Below are 16,345 nucleotides of genomic sequence, written 5' to 3'. Positions count from 1 at the left end.
AAAGCGGTTTTTGAGGGTTGAGATGGTTCTTGAGCCGTCTTTTTCAATGTTGAAAAATAAAACGATGTCTACCATGTGTTGGAGTGTAAGTGGTCCTGCGATTGCTCTTTGTTTGTTTGCGTGTGCTATGATTAGGGTTGTTGGTTTTGGTGAGTGTTGAATTCTGAGGTTATGGAGCATGTTAAGGGTTTTGATGATGTTTGATGGGCTTCCTGGTGGGGAGAGTGTTTTTCCTGATTTGACGGCGTTAATTGAGTCAAGGATAATGAATGTTTGTTCTTGATTTTCGGGGTTAGGGGTTTGGGACTGGGGATTTAAGATTTGTGATATTGCGTCTTTAATTTTTTCAAGTATTGTCTCGCATAGGATTTTGAAGTTTTGGTTGTGAATTAGTTCTGGGGCAACTCTTATGGCTCTTTGTTTAATTAGTTCTGGTGGTTCTTCTGATGAGATGTAGAGAGTTAGTATATCATTTTGTTTTAGGATTTCGTTTGCTATTTTTAGTGCGAGGGTTGATTTTCCAGCCCCTGGGACACCTGCCATTATGGTCATAGAGCCCTCCGGGAGGGATAATGTTTCAATTGGTGTTTTGAATAGTTTTATTTCTTTTATTTCTATTTGGTCAAGTGATAGTATTTGGGGTTTTTGTTCTATTTTTTCAAGTGTTAGGAAGCCGAAGCAGTTTAGGCATTTGATTGTGAAGAAGGGTTGAGTTTTTTGACAGCGTGAGCAGATATAAGTCATTTGAGTTTTTTAGAAATTTAGTGAAAAATCATTTGATTTTGAATTTGGGGGGAGAGGGGTGGGAATTTAAGTTTACATAATTGACATTCAGTCGTCTAAAAATTTGCCGAACCATTTTTGCACCGAGAATATCGTGCTCGTAGAATGTCCAGCCAATGCCTTCTTTAAACGCTTTCGTTTTTGGTTTAGCTATACCATGGAACAAACCAGCAAGCCTAAGCCAAACATCGTTCCTTTTGGGTTTTCGGTAGGATTGCGAATTCGCTTTTAGTAAGGTCTCGCTTGAAAGATATTTTTGATTTTAGAGAAAAAGTTATAAATCAAATTTTTAACACTTATAGAGTTCTTGAGTAGATCTTTATCTTTCTCATTGTGAGTTTGGAGATAATTTGGGAACAGTTGAGACTTCAACATAAAAACATTTTCGTTTGAAATTGCGAGCATTTTCTGAACAAATGAACACATAGAAAATGAACTTTCACATCCTCAGAGGGCACTAACATAATAATAGTTTTTTCAAGCGTCAACTCATTAAACCCGATTGAAAAATTATGTTGCTCAGGTTGCGATAGTTTTATAGCGCTGTCGCATTCGCCCTCTCTATTATCAATTCTACTTGCTTTTTAATTTCAATTTGTTTATAATTCAGTTGATTTTACAAATAAATCTATTTTTTACTTATGAAACAAAACTTAATTTTGTTGCTTTTTGTGGTTTCAACATCAATTTCTGCGGTTAAAAAAGATTATCTTGATTTTATCAAGCGTGCCGTTGAAAATTCTTGGAAAAATTATCCTGCTTCAATTGAACAGTGGAAGGAAACGACAAAACATTATGTCCTATGGGGTTATAATCCCCCGGCTGAACCCGTTTATCTTGCTGATGCTTTGGCATTCCTTTATAAAGTGACCGGGGATAAAAGTTATGCTGCGAGAGTGGTTAAAATTCTTGAGGAGTATTCGGAATTAAAAAAGTTTTATCCAGAAGAATTTGCAAAGTTAAGGGTTGAATATAGCGAGGGCATTCCAGCTTTGCCAAATTTCTTCTTCCTTTATCCTTATGTAAGAGCGTATCTGAGCGTTAAAAATTCTGGGTTGTTGAACGAGGAATTGAAACGACGAATAACAGATGGTATCATAAGTAGCGTTGATCATCTTTCTTATTTCCCTGAATGGGGTGCTCATAATAGAACTGTCCTTCGTGCTCTTTCGTATCTTCTCGGTTCAATTGCTTTTCCGGATCATCCATCCGCATCATTGTGGCGTAAACAAGCGGAAGTTTTAATTTATGATAACCTTGGCAAATGGGAAGCGGAAGATGCAACTTTGTATAATGGGGTATGGTTACACGCTTTGTTAATTTATATTGAGAACACAGGAAGTGAAGATATATTGAAAGGCCATATTTTTAGATATTACTTTGACTACTATTTAAATCTTATCACTCCGTTTGGGACTATAGTTGATGTTGGGGATGCGAATTTTAATAGTGGATTTGAAAGATTTATCGCTTGTTTTGAGAAGGCTGCTTCGTTTTATAAGGATGGCAGGTATAAATATGCTGCTGAAAAAATTTTTAGAAGAATGCTCTATGATGGTAGGGAATCAGCAGGTTTAGCATCAATAATATCGGACGCATATAGATGGTGCGATGATAGAATAAAAGCTATAACTCCAACGGATCAGAGTCGCGAGGTTCTTGAAGATATCATAGGGAAAAAAATCGTCTTCAGAACGGGTTGGGATTCTCTTTCAACTTTTCTCCTTTTAAACTATAGAGATGAAGGTGACGGGAATTATTTGACTCGCTATTATCTGAGAAATACAATACCTGTTGAGGAAGAAAAAATGCACCATGGGAGTTCAGATGAAAATGCCATTTCATTTCTTATGACACATGGTTCAATTTTACTTCATCATGCTGGTTATAGGGATGCTCTTCCAAGCGGGATGTTCGGAGCTTTTAGGGCTGATTATTTCCATAACCGTTTAGTGGTCAGGAAAAATAAAAGGGAAGCGCGAACGAAACCGATATATCTTGGGTCTCCAATTCAGGAACAAAGAAAGCAATCGCTACTTGAATTTGTAAGAAACTCCGGAAATTACAGAGAGTCCAGAACATATAAAATTGATTTCTTGACCTTTAAGGAGGTTGAATACTCGCGCACGAGATTAGTAGAAGAAAAAATTGGTTATTCTTGGGATCGGATAATTGTCTTTCTCAAGGAGTTGAACTGGTTTGTCGTTGTTGATGCGGTGAAATTTACTCAGACGGATTATTACACGCTTGCGGTTTTATGGCATACGCAGAGGATTTTGCGCTACGGTCGTGGTTTTTATGATACCAGGATTGATTCTATCGGTCATTTTAAGGTCGGAGGTGACTATAATCTTTTGATATACTTCCCTGAGTCATACGCGAAAGAGGATAGTTTTGAGCAAGAGATAAGACATTTTCAAGATGAATTCGCTATCTATCAGACGATATCGTCGCATTATAAAACGGGGGACATTGAATTCTTTATAACTTTCTTAATCCCGCATCACAAGGATGAGAATATAGATAGCTTGATCAATAAGGTAAAACTTTTAGATGTTGATAAATTTCCTCTTGGTATTGGGTTTGGGATAGAAGACAAAGATAAAAAAATTTATCTTTGTTTGAAGCTTGATCTTGACTTTGAAATTTTGCGAGAAAATGTTCGTCCAAGATATAATTTTGAGTCGGGAAGGATAAGATATGATAAAGTTGAAACCGATGCATACTTTGCTTACATCAGAGAAAATGTTAGGAGGTCATTATATTACACTGCTTCAAATTTCATTAGTTTAAAATTTGATGATAAAATCTTAATGGGAGCGAAACCCTACACTTTTTCGCTTCAACTTGATGGTGGTCCTGATAGGGTTGGTTATACGAAATTGAGGTTTTGGGAGGATCAAATTAATATAGATATAAAATGACCAAATCGGAAGAATTACTTTGTGAGGCACTTAGATTTATACCGTGGGGGACGCAGACGAACGCGAAGCGTCCGATTATGGATTATGCAGGGGTTATGCCGTTTTTCATAGAAAAAGCCAAGGGTTGTAGATTCTGGGATGTGGATGGAAGAGAGTTCATTGATTATAGGATGGCGCTTGGACCTGTTATACTTGGGTATTGTTATGAGGAGGTTGATAACGCTGTTAAAAGGCAAATTGATAAGGGTGTTTTATTCAGCATGGCGAGCCCACTTGAAATTGATCTTGCTAAGAGGATAGTTGAAGCTGTTCCTTCTGTTGAAATGGTGAGATTTATGAAAAATGGTGTTGATGCAAATGCTTGCAACATAAGATTGGCGAGGGCTTTTACAGGAAGAGATAAAATTATAAGATGTGGATATAACGGCTATCACGACTGGTTTATGACGGGAATCAAAGGTAATGGGGTTCCAGAAATTTTAAGCTCATATGTCTATGAAGTTAGATATGGAGATCTTGATGAAGTTGAGAAAATTTTAAAGAGGGACGCCCATAATATCGCTTGCATTCTAACGGTTCCATATGATTTTAATGAGGATATAAGCGGTGAGTTCCCAAGAGGTTTGAGAAATCTTGCTGATGAATACAATGTAATTTTAATCTTTGACGAGGTTTTAACTGGTTTTCGCCTTTCGCTTGGAGGAGCGCAGGGGTTCTTTGAAGTAAAGCCAGATCTTTCTTCATTTGCAAAGGCTATGGCAAACGGTTATCCTATTTCAGCTTATGGTGGGAGGAGAGACATAATGAAGAGGCTTGATGATTTCGTCTTAACGGCAACTTATGCTGGTGAGACGCTTTCTATAGTTGCTGCTATTGTAACGATTGATGTTATGAGACGGGAGAATGTTCACGAAACCCTCTTCAAAATTGGGAGGATGTTAATGAGCGGTTTTATTGATATCTCTTCTCGCATTGGGGTTGAAGCTAAAATAGGTGGTTTGCCAGTTGCCCCATTTTTCCTGTTCAATTATACAGATGCAAAGAAAAATAAAGACCTACAATTTATCTTGAATCGTGAACTTTTCAAGAAAGGCATTTTTGTCTATGATAAGTGGTTCATTTCATTCTCGCACAGTGAGAGTGATATATCTGAAACACTTGATAAGTTTGAATCCGCTTTAAAAAATACGCTTGATATTTATGCGCGAGAGAATTTACTTTGATTGCTTTACATATATCGGCAAATTTACGCCTAAAGATGAGAATCAGTTATATAGCATTGATCATCTTTTATCTGAAATGAAAAGGTGTGGGATTTCTTACGCTCTTACTGTTCATACTTTAGCTCGCGATTATGATCCAATTATTGGAAACAAAACTTTACTTGAGGAGATAAAATCTCATCCTGAAATTATACCGTGCTTTGTTTTGATGCCAGATATTACAGGTGAGTTTCCAGATGTTGATTCTTATCTGAGCGATAACAGCATCAGAGCTGTAAAACTTTATCCTAAACTTCATAGATACTTCTTTGATGAATATACTTGTGGAAAAATCTTTAGATTGCTTGAGGAAAGGGAGATACCACTTTTCATTGAAGCTGGAAGGGGTTTTGATGAGAGATATAATCAAGCGACTTTTGCCGAGATTGACGCGATTTGTTCAAATCATCCAAATTTAAATGTAGTTTTACAGGGTGGGAGATGGGAGGAAGCAAGGAGAATTTTTACTTTGATGAGGAAGCATCGCAATTTGTATATTGATTTTTCCTCGTTTCAATTGAACTGTGGGATTGAATATCTCGCTGAAAATTTTGGCGCTGAAAGGATTCTTTTCGGGAGTGAGTTTCCGTTGAAAAGTATCGGAGCTGCAAGGGCTTTTTTGGATTATTCTGATATCAGCGATGAGGATAAAGTTAAAATCGCTGGGGATAATCTTGCTAAATTGCTTGGGATAAAGCTCTACAGATTGGATGATTCATTAGGTGATGAGCTAATTGAAAGTGCGAAAAGGGGGGAAAGGATAAAAGTTCAAATCATTGATGCGCACGCTCACCTTGGGGATGAAAATGAAATTGTTTCTGGATATACTCCTTTAATTAAATCGGGAATTGATTTTGTTTTCAAGCGGAATGAGGCGCTTGGGATAAAAAAGTGTTGCGTTAGCTCGTGGCTTTCAATATGGGCTGATCACAAGTTGGGGAATGAAATAACATTGAAGGCGATTAGGAAATATCCCGATCATTTTATCGGTTATGCCTCTTTTAATCCGGTTTATGTTGATGATTGGGAAGAGGAATTAAATTATTGGTTTTGTGTTAAAAAGTTCAAAGGCATAAAGCCGTATTATCCGAAGGTTTTGATTTCTTACAATGATAAGAGGTGGCGTAAACTTTTTGAATTTGGAAATAAGTTTAAACTTTATGCTTTATTGCATCCCTCGGATAACTTCGTTGATGAGGTTGATGAAATTTCATCTTTATATCCAGATCTTGATTTTTTGCTGGCTCATACTGGTATTGGTTTTAAGCATGCAAGGGATTTAGTTTATATTATCAAGGAGAGAGGGAATGTGTTTTTTGAGTTGACATTCACAAATGTCCCAGATGGTTTAATTGAGTTTCTGGTGGAGGAGGTTGGTTCTGATAAAATAGTTTTTGGGACAGATCAGCCGATGCGTGACCCTGCACCTCAGCTTGGCTGGGTTATTTATTCAAGGATTTCAGTTGAAGATAAAAGGAAAATTTTGGCTTTGAACATGGAGAGGATAATTAAGAGGAGTTTAATATAAACAAATCAGGAACAGGGATATGAGCAAGTTGAAACTTGAGGGAATAATTCCAGCGGTGGTAACTCCTATGAAGAGTGATTTCTCTGTTGATTTTGCCCAACTGAGAAGATATGCGAATTGGGTTAAAAGTTTTGATGGACTTGGTGGTGTTGCTGTGAATATGGATACAGGTGAAGGAGTGCATTTGAGCAGAGAGGAAAAGATCAAAATCCTTGAATCTTGGGTTGAAATTATTGATGGCAAGTTCCCGGTCTTGTGTGGTTTAACGACCAGATATACAAAGGAGGCAGTTGAGGAGGCGAAATTGATATCTAAGGTTGGAGCTGATGCGATTGTCGTTTTTCCCATTCCAGCTTACGCTGGAAATCCGCTGCCTTTAGAAATCCCTTATCAATATCATAAAGCGATAAGCGATGCGGTTGATTTACCCCTTGTTTTATTTCAGCTTCAACCATCTCTTTCGGGTGTCCTCTATGATGAGAGAACGTTGGTTAAACTTGCTTCAATTAAAAATGTCATTGCAATAAAGGAGGCCTCAGCTGATGCTTTAAAGTTTGTTCAAACTATGACCACGTTGAGAAATTCGGGCAGAAAAATTTCAATTTTGACAGGTAATGATGATTTTATCCTTGAATCTTTTATACTTGGTGCTGATGGGGCTTTGATTGGTTTTGGAACTATAGCTATAGCTGAGCAAATTGAGATGTTTAAATGCGTTAAAGATAGAAACTACGAAAGAGCATTTGATATTTACTCAAAAATTAAACCACTTGAAGAGGTCATCTTTGCCACACCTGTTAGGGATTATAGGGCTAGGGTTAAGGAAGCACTACGTTTGATAGGTGTTTTGAAGACAAGTTATGTTCGCCCACCGCTTCTTCCGATTTCAGCAGCTGATAAGAGGAGGATAGCAATGGCTTTGAAAAACTTGGGATATAAATTAAAAAATTAACTTTTTGAGTGCGTATGAAATTGGATGAATTTTCTGAGCCAGAAAAATACATAGTTCCGGCAGTTAAAAGGGCGATTGAGATACTTAACCTTCTTGAGAAAGCTGATGCTCCGATGGGACTAAGCGAGATAGCACGCCATGTAGATTATCCGAAGAGCTCAATTTTTAGAATACTTGTCACACTTGAAAAATATGGCTTTGTTGAAAGGAATATAGGTGATAACACATTTTCACTTGGAATTCGGCTTTCACAACTTGGAATATCAAAGTTAAACAAAATGAACCTCGGTTATGATTCCTACAAATATATGGAGGAGCTTGCAAAGAAGACAGGTGAAAGTGTATATCTTGCTGTGTTGAACAATTATCGCGTCGTTTTAATTCAAAGGGTTGATTCTCCAAGTATGTGGTCGCTTGTAACAAAACTTGGATTACGATCACCTGTTCATTGCACAGCGAGTGGTCAGGTTTTGATCTCTGAGTTTTCTGATGATGAACTTAGGGAGCTTGTTAAAAAGGTTGGGTTAAAAAAATATACAGAAAAAACGATAACGAGATTTTCTGAGCTAAAACAGAGGTTGAAAAAGGTAAGGGAGCAAGGATTTTCCGTTGTTGATAGGGAGTATAATCCAGAACTTGTTGCTGTTGCTGCACCTATAAGAAATACTTGGGGTAAAATTATAGCAGCTTTGCTTATTACTTTGCAGTATCAAGGAAGCAAGACGGTTGCAAAGGCTTATGAGCTTGCTGAAGATTTGAAGGTTTATGCCGATAAAATTTCAAGACGGCTTGGGTATGTCGGAAAGTAGGGAGAAAAAGATTATCGGGCTCAACTTGTTCCATATTAAAGTTCCAATGACGGAGCGATTCAAAATTAGCAGTGGTGAGGTTTTCGTTAAAGATGCGATAATAGTTGAGTTGAAAATAAAGTTTGGAGATGAAATTTTATATGCTTTTGGTGAGGCGTCACCTATGGCTGGGTCTTTTTATTCAAGTGAGACCCCGGATAGTGTTTGGGAAGAATTAGTTAGATATTCAGGGATTATCAAGGATTTTAATTTTGATAATTTTTTTGATGGGGTTGAAAATTTAAGTAGGGAGATGATAAATCTTGGTTTAAGTTCTTATGCAAGGGCTGGGATAGAGACGGCGTTATGGGATGGCATTTCAAGGATTAAAGGTGAGCCGATTTTTAAAATTATCGGTGGTGAAATGAGGAAAATAGAATCTGGTCTTGCCGTTGGAATATGTGATAGTGTTGAAGATCTGATAAAAATCGTTGGTAAACATCTTGACAGTGGAAATTATAAAAGGGTCAAGATAAAGATTCAGAAAGGGTGGGATATAGTTCCGATCAAGTATATGCTGAAAAATTTTAGTGATGTTCCCTTGATGGTGGATGCCAACTGTGCATATTTAAGGGATGATATTGAACACTTGAGGAAGCTTGATGATTTTGGACTTGTGATGATTGAACAACCTTTAAGTAAAGACGATCTTGAGGGACATGCTGCTTTACAGGATAAAATTTCAACACCTATCTGTCTTGATGAAAGTGTTGATTCTATTGAAAGGTTAGAATTTGCTATTAAGCTTGGGGCGTGTAGAATAGTTAATATCAAGATTCAGAGAGTTGGTGGGATATTTATTTCCAAGAAATTCCACGACATATGTAGAAATAACGGCATACCTGTTTGGATTGGAACGATGCCTGAGATTGGGATCGGCTCTGCACATGCTCTTAACTTGTGTGTTCTTGATAACTGCAAGTTTCCAACTGATGTTGAGTCATCAAGTAGATGGTATGTTGATGATGTAATTGAGCCATTGATAGATGTCAAGGATGGGTATGTAAACTTTACAGAGGATTTAAGCTTTGGTTTAAATTTTGAAAAGGTCAGCAGATATATGGTCAAGCGCTTGGAAATAAATTTTTAGGTTTTTATGCCTACACTTGAAGTTGAGTTTCTCGGTTATCGTTTAAAAAGTCCGATATTTGTCGCTTCAGGACCAGCAAGTCATGATGTTAAGCAAATCCCGATAGCTGAACAGATGGGGCTGGGGGTGTTGTGCTCAAGACGGTTGTTCCTGATAAGTTTAATTATATGAGATATTGGCCAAGACCCAGGTATAAACTCATTGATTGGGACAAGAAGATGGGCGGAAAGTCTAGGTATTTTACGCTATACTCATACGAACAAGCTTATAGTGGAACGGTTAAGGATTATTTTGATTTCGTTGAGATTTCCAAAAAGACTTCAAACATAATGATAATTGGGAGTGCTTTTGCAGATGAAGTAGATGATTGGGTTTATCTTGCCAAGGGAATAGAAGAGGCGGGTGCTGATGCGATTGAGCTTGATATATCATCACCACATAAGCCGGGGACTTTGCAGTTTGAGAAACATTTTGTTGAGGCGGTTAAATCAGTTGTGGGTAATGTTAAAATCCCTGTTCTTGTTAAGTTAGGACCAGGACCTGATGTTCTTTATCAGGCAAAAGTTTGCAAGGAACTTGGTGCGAGTGCTGTAACACTTTGTAATCGTCTCAGGGGGCTTGATATTGATGTTGAATCTGGGAAGCCAATTTTGCACGGCTATTATGCTGGGGTTGGCGGTCCGTGGGCGAAGTACTATGTCTTTAAACATGTTTGTGAAGTTTATAATGAGGTTGATATAACGATAAGTGCAACGGGAGGAGTCATAGACTGGGGTGACGCGGTCAAATATATTATGCTTGGCGCTACAACAGTTCAAATCCTATCGGTTATAATCGTCAACGGTTGGGAGACAATAAAGCATATAAACGAGGGGATACTAAACTTTTTATCTGAAAAGGGAATTGAGAAACTTGAAAGTATAAGAGGAATTGCTGCAAGGAATTTGGTTGATCCGGAGCTGATAATAAGATGGTCGGGTGAGAAAAAGAGCGGTCCGAGAAATGTCTTTGACGAATGGTAAATTTAATTCATTTAGAAATGGGTAAGTATATCGGTTTAAATCCGTTTCCACCCAAATTTTATGACAGGTATCCACCTGTTGCAGAAGTAGTTGAAGATAAATGCATAGGATGTGGAAGATGTCCGAATATATGTTTCTTTGACGCTATCAAGATGAGGGATAGGGTTGCTGTTATAAACAAGGATAACTGTACTGGTTGCGGATTGTGTTTTGAATCTTGTCCAGTTGATGCTATAATTTGGATACCGGATATGAATAGTTGTCAATCTCCAGTGACGCAAAAGTATGGCATGAATGGATTTGAATTCAGTGATTAAGCAATATCTGTGCCATTTTTTTGTAAAGTTTTTTTATATGTGAAACTAGGTTGCGTTTATAAAAAAAAGCTTGACAAAGCGAGATAAAATTTTTATTTTATACACGAATTTTGTTTTATCTTATAAAACACATTTGGAGGAATGTTATGATGCGCAAAATTTTTATTTCATTCCTTCTAATTCTACCCTCCATTTTGATGTCTCAAACGGGAAAGATATCAGGTAAGGTTTACAACGAGACGACCCGTGAGCCAATCCCGGGTGCTAATGTTATTATTGAGGGGACATATCTTGGAGCAGCAGCTGATGTCAATGGGAATTACACTATAATAAACATCCCTCCGGGTAAGTATAATCTCATTGTGTCAGCTGTTGGTTTCGTTAAAACACGGGTGAGGGATGTCATTGTTAACGCTGATAAAACAACTTTTATTGATGTAGCTATGAAAGAAGAAGTGATAGGTTTGCCCGAGGTTGTAGTTCAAGCTGAAAGACCGTTGATTGATGTCTCTCAGACGAGCTCAAGGGCGATGATAACTTCTGATGACATCTCAGCCTTGCCGGTTGCAAATTTTCAGGAAGCGTTAAGGATATCACCAGGTAACTTTTCAGGTTACATAAGGGGTGCGAGACGATATGAAACTAAATATATCATTGAAGGAATTGATGTGAGCGATAAGTATTATGAGGCTTTTACCGGAAATTATGGGGGTGGTTTCTCTACAACTTATCATGGGTTAAGTTTGACTTTCAGAGAAAATTCAAATGTTGCCGATGTTGGAATTGGGGCAATAGAAGAGATAGGGATTAACACAGGTGCTTCAAGCGCAGAATTATCTCAAGCAACTGGGGGTGTTGTTAGTATAACTTTAAAGGAGGGGAGAGGTAGAATTTCAGGTAAAGCGTATGTAAGATACGCTTCAAAACTTCCACATAAAGGTCCTGACCTTTATTTTGGTTTATTGCCTGATGGTTCAACCGCTGCTGGTAAATACTTCGGTGAAAGGGATGCTCTTATAGCGAAGGGTGACCCGGCAAGTTTGGCAAAGGCTGCGCTTTACACTTGGACTCCGGGAAAATACTGGTATGGCAACAAGCCAACTACGGAATTTGAAATTTCTCTTGGGGGTGGAATACTTAGAAATCTTGGGTTCTTTACGGATTTAAAATTCTATGAAACCTATGGACGTTTCCCGAACGAGTTTAATAGACAGTTGAACATAGTTGGAAAGTTGACTTATAATTTGACGCCGTCAATTAAGCTCACAGGAATTGGGCTTGTAAACGATCAGGGTTTCTACTTCGGCTGGAAAAACCGTATCTTTAACGAGAATTATAAATTTTTCCTTGAGGGTGTTCCCAAGTATACAAAAGGGACTTTTGCTTTAAGTGGCAGGGTAACACACGCCCTATCATCTAAAACTTTCTATGAGATCCAGATTTCTTTTTTGACCAGCCCGACCGAGGTTGGTTTTGTTGATAGCAACGGGGACGGGAAAATAGAGCTAAATGAGGATGATGGTGACTTTATAAAGTTTTCAACGGCTGACGAAATAAGAAAGTATATCAGTAAAACCGATAAAACGAAATTTTTCACAACAACCCCAAGAAATGAATCTGAATCTGAGGCGTCTTTCCCATCATCTGGTCCATATCCGCTTGCGAGACCAGGCGCTTATTATGAGTATCAAAGGTTAAGTCAATTTAACATCAAAGGTGACATAAAAAGTCAAGTTACAAACCATCACCTTTTAAGCGCTGGCTTTGATCTAAAATTTTATAAATATACACAGATTAGAAGATATACAATTGTTGGGAGATTTGATGTTGAGGACTATGTTGTTAAGCCATACGAGCTTGGCTTTTATGCCCAAGATAAAATTGAATATTCTGGAATAATTGTAAGCTTAGGTTTAAGAGCGGATGCATTTAACCCAGGGGGGTATGAAATAGATAATTACTTTGCCCCTTACACTGTTAAAACTGAACAAATACAACTCGGGGGAACAAATGAGGTTTTAAATGTTAATAGATATTTGATTAGGAGAAATACCAAGATTAAAACTAAATGGCTGATAGGTCCAAGGGTAGGTATATCTCATCCAATATCGGATAGAGCTTCTATGTATTATTCATTCTCAAGGTCAATGCAGGTTCCTCCATACGCTGCGATTTTTGGCGATTCCTATGCAGAAATGCATGGGACATTGCCAAACATATTTCTTGTTGATCAGGAACCGCTTAGATCAACAATTTATGAGATGGGAATTCAGTATGCTATTTCAAATTATTTTGGGATTGACTTGAGCGCTTATTATAAGACCATTGAAAATTATGTTCCTCTTGCCTATGGCGTTACTCCAAGACCTGGGGTTGCTATAACTTACTTTATCAGGTTCAATGGTGGATATGCTGATTCAAGGGGAATTGAGCTCACATTAAACAGCAGGTCTTTACCGGTTGGTAATTTGTTTAAACTTTCAGGTAGATTGACATATGCGTATAGTTATATAAAGAATCTCGTTATCTCACCTGATGCACTTCGTGGTCAAAATGTAACTGCTTTTTCAACCCTTGGTGGCGACAGTGCCAAGTATGGGGGGAAACTACCCTTTGAAAATGCAAGATATTTTGCAGGCTATGAAATGAATGTTGTTTCAAATTTATCTTCAAGTTTCACTGGTTATGACAGACCTCACAGGATTAACCTTAATCTTTTCTTTGATTTCCCAGCCCCGTTTAAAGGTGTTCCTGTTGATTTCAAAGTTTCAACATTTACCACCGCAGCAAGTGGTTTCTTATATCCACTTTTACTTGCTGATCCGAGATCAAGAAAATTAGGTGAAGGTCCGTGGAATATAAGAACAGATTTAAAAATTGAGGCAGGATATACACTTGGCAGAATTAGGGTATCTCCGTATCTTGAGGTTAGAAATTTGTTTGATAGGGAAAATATAATCGGATATGATAGAACAACAGATGAAGGTCAACTTCTCTGGGAGCAAAAGAAAATTCCGACTGGACCGCTTGGACTTACTGTGTTTAGAGATGGGTCAAGTGCTTTTGACATCGCCAGAGAAATTTACTTTGGGGTTAGCATAAACTTCTAATTCCTAAAAATTAAAAAGGGAGGCGAAAATGAAAAGGTTTTTAATTTTGTTGTTCATTCTATTCCCGATAATTTCATTTTCACAGGTTAAAATTGATGGTTTAGAACTTTACAAAGGTGCTTCACCAGCTGTGCCCAATGACATTTTCCCCGGCTCGGCTGTTATGATTGCAGGGGACCTTTGGGATTCATTTTTACCGATAGGTCAAGGTGTTTATTACAGTGAAAGAGCAAACGAACCAACGCAGCTTTGGGACCTTATCAGAATTGGAAATTTTGATCGCCAGTGGTCAACTCCTACCTCTCAATGGCCAGGTGGTTATCCGATAAGTTACTTCTGGGCTCAAGATATAATAGCAGTTGAATATAGCCCGGGGATAAATCCAAATAAGATTAGAAGCTCAAGCGAAAATTATGCTTTTATGATTTATACGAATAAACTTGATGCGTTATTTGGAAGGTCACCGTATTTTATCGGTCCTATATGGTTGAAGCCGGACCTTACACCAGACCCAAATGGAGATTATAGACACGCGCTTTACTACGAGTCAGGTTTTCCAACCAATCTTGGTATATGGGTCACTGTTAGGATTTTACAGTTTACCCAAAATTGGAATAATTTTAACGATTTTATAGTGGTTGGCATGACTTTTAAAAACTATGGAATTCTTGATGTAAATGCTGATGGAACTCCGGAGAGGACAAACAATAGAATAAATGCTCTTGTTGTTGGGTGGTTTTCGGAGGTGATGCACAGCGCTGAGGTTGGTGTAACTGGAAGAAGGACAGCAAATAGGTTTGGTTCTGGGAGAAATAGTGGATATGTAGCTGATGCTGATGAAACGGGTTCCCCGTGGGCAACACTTGTAAGTTATGCTGGGGTTAACCCTGCAAATTACGCTTCTTATCCCGATCCTAATACTGTTCCCCAAGGCAAAAGGGATATGGGGTTAAATGCGTATCCATTGGGTTGGTATACGGATGTATGGTTTGGTAGGACATTTTTAGCTGTTAAAAATGATTCAATTGGGTTGGCTTCATCTCCGGACAAAAAGACAATTTTTGATAGTCATCCGATTGGAGTTGGTGCAGAACGTGGATGGTATCTTTCCGCTGGGACTGGTAGAGGTGGTTTAGATGCCCGTGGTGATGCGTCTTTGATACATACAATTTTGATGGGGACATGGTATAAAGATGGGGGTAAGAGTAACAACAAGGCGCTTCTTGATCTGAGTCCAAACCCAAATTATTTTCAATCTGGAACAGCTGGTGATCCACTTTCATTTGTTCCAAAGCCAGTGGGTCAGAGAGGGAAACCTGATGGGGATAAGAAATCCACTAATTCTTTTGAGAATGTTTGGGAAGATGGATGGACTGAAGGATATTCGGCTCAACATAATTTTGATGGCGATGCTTTTATCGGTTGTGGACCATTTTCACTTGAGGTCGGGGAAGCGATTACGATTATATCTGCTGAATATGCTGGCTTTCGTCTTCCTGGGTTGTTAAGGTCATTACAAGCAGTTAGATGGGCGTATGAGAATAACTTTCAAGTTCCAGCTGGTCCAGGGGCGCCAGATATAAGGGTTGATATAACCGAGGACAATAAGATTTTAATTAGGTGGAAGAAGTCACCTGATGAAGATGATCCAAATTTTGGTGGTTATAAAATTTATCGCGCAAGTGCATTCCCAAAATTTAGCTCAACCGAGGTTGGTTTTAGAACTTTGCAAAGATATACAGAGCAAATGGAAGAGGGGGATATAAAGGATGCTTTTAAAGATCCTATAAATCCAAAGTTTGACGCATTTGGGATTTTAAAGGAGATGCAGGCGGGACATTGGGGTCCGTATAAGGTCAGGAAAATAATACCAAAATCGCAGCTTTCTCAATACGCAAGTCCGTCGGGTGGGTATGACTATGCTTTCAAGGATGATGCGCTTGATGTTTTGCTTGGATTTTCATATTGGTATTATGTATCCGCTTATAGAAATCTTCCATCACCTATAACCATAAATGGAAGAAGCACAAATGTTCTTGAATCTGGTAGGGTAAATGTCAACGGAGCAAGTGGTTTATGGGAGGGGACATATCCTTGGGCAACACAAAATTCGTTTTATCCAACTACAGCTGAGGGTCAGAAGAAAATTGGTGCAACAGTTGTTGTCAAATCAAGAACAACAACGCCAGAAGAACTCTCATCCGGAGCTAAAAAGGTTGGCGTTAGACCAAATCCGTATAAAAAGGGTGCATTTCATGATATTGGAACTCAGCATAAGCTTTTATTCTATAATTTGCCTTCTAAATGCACCATAACGATACTTGATGTGTCAGGTCAGATAATTGATAGAATCAACTTCACAGCTCCAAATCCGAATGATGGGACTTATATTTGGGATATGTTCTCAAAAGATGGCATTGAGGTCGCAAATGGGCTTTACATTTATGTCGTTGAATATGAGGGCGGTAAACAGGTTGGTTATTTTGCAATTTTAAGATAAAAAATTAAC

At 38.2% G+C, this 16,345-nt stretch carries 12 protein-coding genes and 1 pseudogene; 11 read left to right on the top strand and 2 right to left on the bottom strand.

Features of this window, described 5'->3' with window-relative positions:
* The coding region (locus FKZ43_RS09625; protein WP_140945681.1) for an AAA family ATPase at window positions 1-744 on the bottom strand (744 nt) is incomplete at its 3' end.
* A gap of 28 nt (window positions 745-772) precedes the next feature.
* Window positions 773-967, bottom strand: a pseudogene (locus FKZ43_RS09620) (HDIG domain-containing metalloprotein); the annotation flags it as partial.
* 457 nt (window positions 968-1,424) lie between these two features.
* Between FKZ43_RS09620 and FKZ43_RS09615 the strand changes: the two are divergent.
* The 11 genes from FKZ43_RS09615 to FKZ43_RS09570 all read left to right on the top strand — a co-directional run bounded on the left by FKZ43_RS09615 (window position 1,425) and on the right by FKZ43_RS09570 (window position 16,336).
* Window positions 1,425-3,707: a hypothetical protein gene (locus tag FKZ43_RS09615; RefSeq protein WP_140945679.1), complete on the top strand. Its 2,283-nt coding sequence runs from the start codon at window positions 1,425-1,427 to the stop codon at window positions 3,705-3,707.
* Entirely contained in the window at window positions 3,704-4,930 is a 1,227-nt protein-coding gene (locus FKZ43_RS09610; protein WP_140945678.1) for an aspartate aminotransferase family protein, read from the top strand. Before FKZ43_RS09615 ends, FKZ43_RS09610 begins: the two co-directional genes overlap by 4 nt.
* Window positions 4,908-6,497, top strand: coding sequence for an amidohydrolase family protein (locus FKZ43_RS09605; protein ID WP_140945677.1), 1,590 nt, complete (start codon window positions 4,908-4,910; stop codon window positions 6,495-6,497). The genes FKZ43_RS09610 and FKZ43_RS09605 overlap by 23 nt, the downstream gene beginning before the upstream one ends.
* Window positions 6,498-6,516: 19 nt before the next feature.
* Complete coding sequence (locus FKZ43_RS09600) at window positions 6,517-7,449, top strand: dihydrodipicolinate synthase family protein (RefSeq protein WP_140945676.1); 933 nt, start codon at window positions 6,517-6,519, stop codon at window positions 7,447-7,449.
* A 14-nt stretch (window positions 7,450-7,463) separates the two neighbouring features.
* Window positions 7,464-8,258 (top strand): IclR family transcriptional regulator, encoded by a 795-nt coding sequence (locus tag FKZ43_RS09595; protein ID WP_140945675.1) that lies wholly within the window; start codon window positions 7,464-7,466, stop codon window positions 8,256-8,258.
* Window positions 8,215-9,387 carry an o-succinylbenzoate synthase gene (gene menC, locus FKZ43_RS09590; protein ID WP_140945674.1) on the top strand — a complete coding sequence of 391 codons (1,173 nt, stop codon included), beginning with the start codon at window positions 8,215-8,217 and terminating at the stop codon, window positions 9,385-9,387. Before FKZ43_RS09595 ends, menC begins: the two co-directional genes overlap by 44 nt.
* Window positions 9,388-9,393: 6 nt before the next feature.
* On the top strand, window positions 9,394-9,558 hold the full coding sequence (locus tag FKZ43_RS11500; RefSeq protein ID WP_181180332.1) for a hypothetical protein: 165 nt from the start codon (window positions 9,394-9,396) through the stop codon (window positions 9,556-9,558).
* The gene (locus FKZ43_RS09585; RefSeq protein ID WP_140945673.1) at window positions 9,519-10,409 is read left to right on the top strand and encodes a dihydroorotate dehydrogenase; all 891 of its coding nucleotides are present in this window, start codon (window positions 9,519-9,521) and stop codon (window positions 10,407-10,409) included. Before FKZ43_RS11500 ends, FKZ43_RS09585 begins: the two co-directional genes overlap by 40 nt.
* Window positions 10,403-10,726, top strand: a complete 324-nt coding sequence (locus FKZ43_RS09580; RefSeq protein WP_140945672.1) for a DUF362 domain-containing protein — start codon at window positions 10,403-10,405, stop codon at window positions 10,724-10,726. The genes FKZ43_RS09585 and FKZ43_RS09580 overlap by 7 nt, the downstream gene beginning before the upstream one ends.
* 149 nt (window positions 10,727-10,875) lie before the next feature.
* The gene (locus FKZ43_RS09575; RefSeq protein ID WP_219916521.1) at window positions 10,876-13,836 is read left to right on the top strand and encodes a TonB-dependent receptor; all 2,961 of its coding nucleotides are present in this window, start codon (window positions 10,876-10,878) and stop codon (window positions 13,834-13,836) included.
* A gap of 28 nt (window positions 13,837-13,864) precedes the next feature.
* Window positions 13,865-16,336, top strand: a complete 2,472-nt coding sequence (locus FKZ43_RS09570; RefSeq protein ID WP_140945670.1) for a T9SS type B sorting domain-containing protein — start codon at window positions 13,865-13,867, stop codon at window positions 16,334-16,336.
* The last annotated feature ends 9 nt before the right edge of the window (window positions 16,337-16,345 follow it).

It is taken from the genome of Candidatus Thermokryptus mobilis (genome assembly GCF_900070205.1).
Taxonomy (GTDB): Bacteria; Bacteroidota; Ignavibacteria; order Kryptoniales; family Kryptoniaceae; genus Kryptonium; species Kryptonium mobile.
This window is presented reverse-complemented; position numbering and strand designations above follow the sequence as displayed.

Bases quoted from the DNA above. Each gene is read 5' to 3' on its own strand.
- FKZ43_RS09615 (WP_140945679.1), top strand. From the start codon at position 1,425: ATGAAACAAAACTTAATTTTGTTGCTTTTTGTGGTTTCAACATCAATT.
- FKZ43_RS09610 (WP_140945678.1), top strand. From the start codon at position 3,704: ATGACCAAATCGGAAGAATTACTTTGTGAGGCACTTAGATTTATACCG.
- FKZ43_RS09605 (WP_140945677.1), top strand. From the start codon at position 4,908: ATGCGCGAGAGAATTTACTTTGATTGCTTTACATATATCGGCAAATTT.
- FKZ43_RS09600 (WP_140945676.1), top strand. From the start codon at position 6,517: ATGAGCAAGTTGAAACTTGAGGGAATAATTCCAGCGGTGGTAACTCCT.
- FKZ43_RS09595 (WP_140945675.1), top strand. From the start codon at position 7,464: ATGAAATTGGATGAATTTTCTGAGCCAGAAAAATACATAGTTCCGGCA.
- menC (WP_140945674.1), top strand. From the start codon at position 8,215: ATGCCGATAAAATTTCAAGACGGCTTGGGTATGTCGGAAAGTAGGGAG.
- FKZ43_RS11500 (WP_181180332.1), top strand. From the start codon at position 9,394: ATGCCTACACTTGAAGTTGAGTTTCTCGGTTATCGTTTAAAAAGTCCG.
- FKZ43_RS09580 (WP_140945672.1), top strand. From the start codon at position 10,403: ATGGTAAATTTAATTCATTTAGAAATGGGTAAGTATATCGGTTTAAAT.
- FKZ43_RS09575 (WP_219916521.1), top strand. From the start codon at position 10,876: ATGCGCAAAATTTTTATTTCATTCCTTCTAATTCTACCCTCCATTTTG.
- FKZ43_RS09570 (WP_140945670.1), top strand. From the start codon at position 13,865: ATGAAAAGGTTTTTAATTTTGTTGTTCATTCTATTCCCGATAATTTCA.